The organism is Mizugakiibacter sediminis, assembly GCF_000953855.2.
Lineage (GTDB): Bacteria > Pseudomonadota > Gammaproteobacteria > Xanthomonadales > Rhodanobacteraceae > Mizugakiibacter > Mizugakiibacter sediminis.
On the sequence record NZ_DF970180.1, the window covers coordinates 1 to 4,210 of the forward strand.

5 protein-coding genes are annotated in these 4,210 nt (G+C 73.5%); 2 read left to right on the forward strand and 3 right to left on the reverse strand.

Annotated elements, in window-relative coordinates:
* Both MBSD_RS06685 and MBSD_RS06690 read right to left on the reverse strand, forming a co-directional pair.
* Positions 1 to 1,192 (reverse strand): M48 family metallopeptidase (locus MBSD_RS06685; RefSeq protein WP_148667825.1); only part of this gene is annotated, 1,192 nt, incomplete at its 3' end.
* A 49-nt stretch (positions 1,193 to 1,241) separates the two neighbouring features.
* Positions 1,242 to 1,829, reverse strand: coding sequence for a LemA family protein (locus MBSD_RS06690; RefSeq protein WP_062536252.1), 588 nt, complete (start codon positions 1,827 to 1,829; stop codon positions 1,242 to 1,244).
* Between MBSD_RS06690 and MBSD_RS06695 the strand changes: the two genes are divergently transcribed.
* Positions 1,828 to 3,165 carry a serine hydrolase domain-containing protein gene (locus MBSD_RS06695; RefSeq protein WP_082306532.1) on the forward strand — a complete coding sequence of 446 codons (1,338 nt, stop codon included), beginning with the start codon at positions 1,828 to 1,830 and terminating at the stop codon, positions 3,163 to 3,165. The genes MBSD_RS06690 and MBSD_RS06695 overlap by 2 nt on opposite strands.
* 29 nt (positions 3,166 to 3,194) lie before the next feature.
* Positions 3,195 to 3,818: a GPP34 family phosphoprotein gene (locus tag MBSD_RS06700; protein WP_062536254.1), complete on the forward strand. Its 624-nt coding sequence runs from the start codon at positions 3,195 to 3,197 to the stop codon at positions 3,816 to 3,818.
* A gap of 22 nt (positions 3,819 to 3,840) precedes the next feature.
* Here the strand turns inward: MBSD_RS06700 and MBSD_RS06705 are convergent.
* A partial coding sequence (locus tag MBSD_RS06705; RefSeq protein ID WP_148667826.1) for an energy transducer TonB occupies positions 3,841 to 4,210 on the reverse strand: 370 nt, incomplete at its 5' end.

Below are 4,210 nucleotides of genomic sequence, written 5' to 3' on the forward strand. Positions count from 1 at the left end.
GCGCCGCCGCCGCGCGGAAATCCTCCACGCCCGGGCGGCCGACCTGCGCCGCCACGCCGCGCGCGTCCAGGCCGACGGCGCCGCCGGCGACGGCCAGCGTGCCGACGGCGGCGACCGCCGCGCCGTCGGCCAGCGCCACCGCCGGCGCGAAGCCGGCGATGGTGGCCTGCGGGCTGTCCGGGTCCGCCGCGCGCAGCGGCTGCTGCCAGGCGCGCGCGATGCGCTTCAGCTCGATCTCGCTGAAGCCGGGCTCCAGCGCGCGGATACGCGCCAGCAGCGGCGGATGCGTGGCGAACAGCGCCGACAGGCCGACGCCGTCGCCGAACAGCATGTGCGCCACCTCCTCGCGCTGCGCGCTGGCCAGCAGCGAGCCTTCGGCCAACGCCGCGATCTTCTTCAGCGCGCCGGCGATGCCGTGGGTCTGGCGGGTGAACTGCACGGCGGAAGCGTCGGCCAGGCATTCGCGCGAGCGCGACACCGCCGCCTGGATCAGCCGGCCGAAGAAGAAGCCGACATAGCCGATCAGCAGGATCGCCAGGCCGAACGCGACCAGCGGCGCCGTGCCGCGTCCGCGCGAGCGGCCGCTCGCGCCGAGGATCCTGCGGCCGACGATGCCGAGCACGAGGATGCCGAACAGCAGGCCGATCAGGCGCACGTTCAGACGCATGTCGCCGTTGAGCACATGGCTGAACTCGTGGGCGATCACGCCCTGCAGCTCGTCGCGGGTCAGCTTGTCGAGCGCGCCGCGGGTGACGCACACGGCGGCGTCGGCCGACGTGTAGCCAGCGGCGAAGGCGTTGATGCCGGCCTCGTCCTCGAGCACGTACAGCTCCGGCACCGGCACGCCGGAAGCGATCGCCACCTCCTCCACCACGTTGCGCAGGCGCTTCCAGGTGAAGTCGGTCGTGTCGGCCGGCACCGGCGTGGCGCCCAGCCCGCGCGCCACCGCCGCGCCGCCGCCGGCCAGGCTGGCGATGCGCCAGGCCGAGGCCAGCGCGATCACCGCGATCACCAGCAGGCTGATCCCGCCCAGCGCCAGCGGATCGACGCGGCCGGCGTGGCGGCCGATGCCGAACAGGCCGGCCAGCACCGCGTCGACCGCGACGACGATGGCGAGCACCGCCAGCGCGAACAGCGCCACCAGGCGGCGGCTGGCGCGACGCGCGCGCTCCTGCTCCGCGAAGAAATCCATCGGCGATTCCCCCGGCCCCGGCCGGACCGGGGCGCTGCCCTCGTTGCGATCAGCCGAACGCCACCTTCGGCGCGGCGCGGTGCGAGGCGTCCTCGATCGGCAGCGGTTCGGCCGGCTGGAAGCCGAAGCGCGCGGCGATCAGCGAACTCGGGAACGTCTCGCGCCGGTTGTTGTAGGTCATCACGCTGTCGTTGTACGCCTGGCGCGCGAAGGCGACGCGGTTCTCGGTGGAAGTCAGCTCCTCCGACAGCTGCATCATGTTCTGGTTGGCCTTCAGGTCCGGGTAGGCCTCGCTGAGCGCGAACAGGCGGCCGAGCGCCTGCGTCACCTGGTTGTCGGCGCCGGCGAGCTGCTGCATCGCCTGCGCGTCGCCGGGCTGGGCCTTGGCGCCGGCCAGGCCGGACACCGCGGCGTTGCGCGCCTGGATCACCGCTTCCAGGGTCTCGCGCTCGTATTTCATGTAGCCCTTGGCGGTTTCGACCAGGTTCGGGATCAGGTCGTAGCGCCGCGTCAGCTGCACGTCGATCTGCGCGAACGCGTTCTTGTAGCCGTTGCGCGCCGTCACCAGGCCGTTGTAGAGGCCGATGATGTAAAGGACAATGCCGACCAGAACCACCAGCAGCACAATCGTGGTCATGCCCAATTTCTCCCCTTCGCGGCATCGCCCGGCGCCGCGCCGGACCGAGCATAGCAGCCCCTTTGCCCGCGCGTTCCTCCTGCTGCTGTTGGCCTGCGGCGCGACGGCCGCGGCCGGCCGCGCGCACGCCGCCGCGACGGCGACGCCGCCGGTCGTCAGCAACGATCCGGAGGCGGCGGCGCTGCCCGCCGCGCGCATCGACGCCGCACTCGCCGACTACAGGCGCTGGCTCGACCGCATCGAGGAGCGCAACCTGGTGGCCGGCCTGGCCACCGCGGTGGTGGTCAACGACCAGGTGCGCTTCGAACGCACGCTCGGCTATGCCGACGCCCGCAGCGGCGAGAAGGTGGGCCCGGATACCGTGTTCCGCATCGCCTCGCTGTCGAAGGCGTTCGCCACCGCGCTGACCGGCCTGCTGGTGCGCGACGGCGTGCTGAGTTGGGACACCCGCCTCGCCGGCGTGCTGCCGTTCTTCAAGCTGAAGGACGCGCAGGCGTCCGAGCAGGCCACCGTGCGCGACATCCTCGGCCAGCGCCTCGGCCTGCCGCGCAACACCTACGACCGCATGCTCGAGGACGACGTGCCCTACACCGAACTGGTGCGCCGCCTGGACGAGGTCGACATGGCCTGCGGCGTCGGCGCCTGCTACGGCTACCAGAACGTTGCCTTCAGCCTGATCGGCGACGTGGTCTACGCCAAGACCGGCGACTTCTTCTACCACCAGGTGGAGAAGCGCGTGTTCCTGCCGCTCGGCATGCACAACGCCACCTACGGGCGCGAATCGCTGCAAGCGAGCAGGAGCTGGGCGCATCCGCACCGGCGCATCCGCAGCGGCTGGGCGCCGTTCGAGCCCAAGGACAACTTCTACGTGCCGCCGGCGGCGGGCGTCAACGCCAGCCTGCGCGACATGGAGCAGTGGCTGATCGCGCAGATGGGCGGCCGCCCGGACGTGCTGCCGGCCGACCTGCTCGAAGTGCTGCACGCGCCGGTGATCGCCACGCCCAGCGAACGCGTCGCCACGCCCTGGCGGCGCGCGCGCCTGAAGCGCGCCGACTACGCGCTCGGCTGGCGCGTCTACGACTACGCCGGCGAAACGCTGGTCTTCCACGCCGGCGCCGTGCAGGGCTACCGCGCCATGATCGGCTTCCTGCCGAAATACCACGCCGGCGTGGTGCTGATGTGGAACTGCGAGTCCGCCGTGCCCTCCGGACTGATGCCGATGCTGCTGGACAAGATGCTCGGCCTGCCGTACATGGACTGGGCCGGAATCGACCGGCCGGCTTCGCGCAGCGTCGATCCGCCGCGCCTCAAGCCGAAGCGCAAGCGCCGCAGCTGATCGCCGCCGCGCGCCGCAGGGAGACGGCCATGCTGATTGCCGAACGGCTGCTGTTGCTGTGTCTCGATCCCGTGCGCGGCACGCTGCACAGCCAGCGACCGGCCACCTCCTTCGACACGCTGTGCGCCGCCGCCGTCCTCGTCGATCTGCAGGCGCAGGGGCGCCTGCGCTACGCGCACGGCCTGCTGCGCGCAGACGCCTCGCTGCCGCCGGCGCAGCCGCTGCTCGCCGCCGCGTTGGCCGCCCTCGGCGAGGTGCCGCGCACCGCGCCGGAAGCGATGCGCCAGATCGAACAGGCGCTGCGGCCGCTGGCGCGCCGGCTGCTCGACGCGCTGGCGCGCGGCGACCTGCTGCACCGCGTCGCCCGCGTGCCCGGCCTGCCCGTCTTCGGCGTGCGCCACCCGCTGCGCTCGGTGCAGGCGCACAACGCCGCGGTGCACACGCTGCGCGAGGCGGCGCGCGACCCCGGCCGGACCGAAGCGTTGGGGTTGCTGCTGGGCGCGGAGGTGGCCGGCGTGATGGCGCGCTGCCTCGACGCCGCGGCGCATGCGCGCGCCAGCGCCGCGCTGCTGCAACTGGAGCGCCTGCCGGCGGACGCGCCGGAGGGCCTGGCGACCCTCGCGGCGGTGCGCCGCGCGCTGCTGGACGACTGAAGACGGCGGGCGCGGGCGGCGCTCAGCCGCCGCCCAGCTTGAACTCGATGCGCTGGCGCAGCACGGCGTCGGTCGGCACGCCGTCGCGCAGCGCCGGCTGGAAGCGCCATTGCCGTACCGCATCCAGCGCGGCGCGGTCGAACAGACGGCGCGGCTGCGAATCGAGCACCTTGGCGTCGACCACCGTGCCCTGGCTGGTGACCATGAACTCGACGTCCACCCAGCCCTGCGTGCCGGCGCGCGCGGCCTCCTGCGGATAACGCGGCGGCACCTGGCGCGTCACCTGCGGTTCGCGGTTCACGCTGGCGACCTGCGCCGGCGGCGCGGCCGGTTTCGGCGCGGCGGGCGCGGGCTGCGGCACGGCCGCGGCGGGCGCCGGCGGCTTCGCCGCC

Excerpts from the sequence above, each read along its gene's own strand:
- MBSD_RS06695 (WP_082306532.1), top strand. The coding sequence starts at position 1,828 with ATGCCCAATTTCTCCCCTTCGCGGCATCGCCCGGCGCCGCGCCGGACC.
- MBSD_RS06690 (WP_062536252.1), bottom strand. The coding sequence starts at position 1,829 with ATGACCACGATTGTGCTGCTGGTGGTTCTGGTCGGCATTGTCCTTTAC.
- MBSD_RS06700 (WP_062536254.1), top strand. The coding sequence starts at position 3,195 with ATGCTGATTGCCGAACGGCTGCTGTTGCTGTGTCTCGATCCCGTGCGC.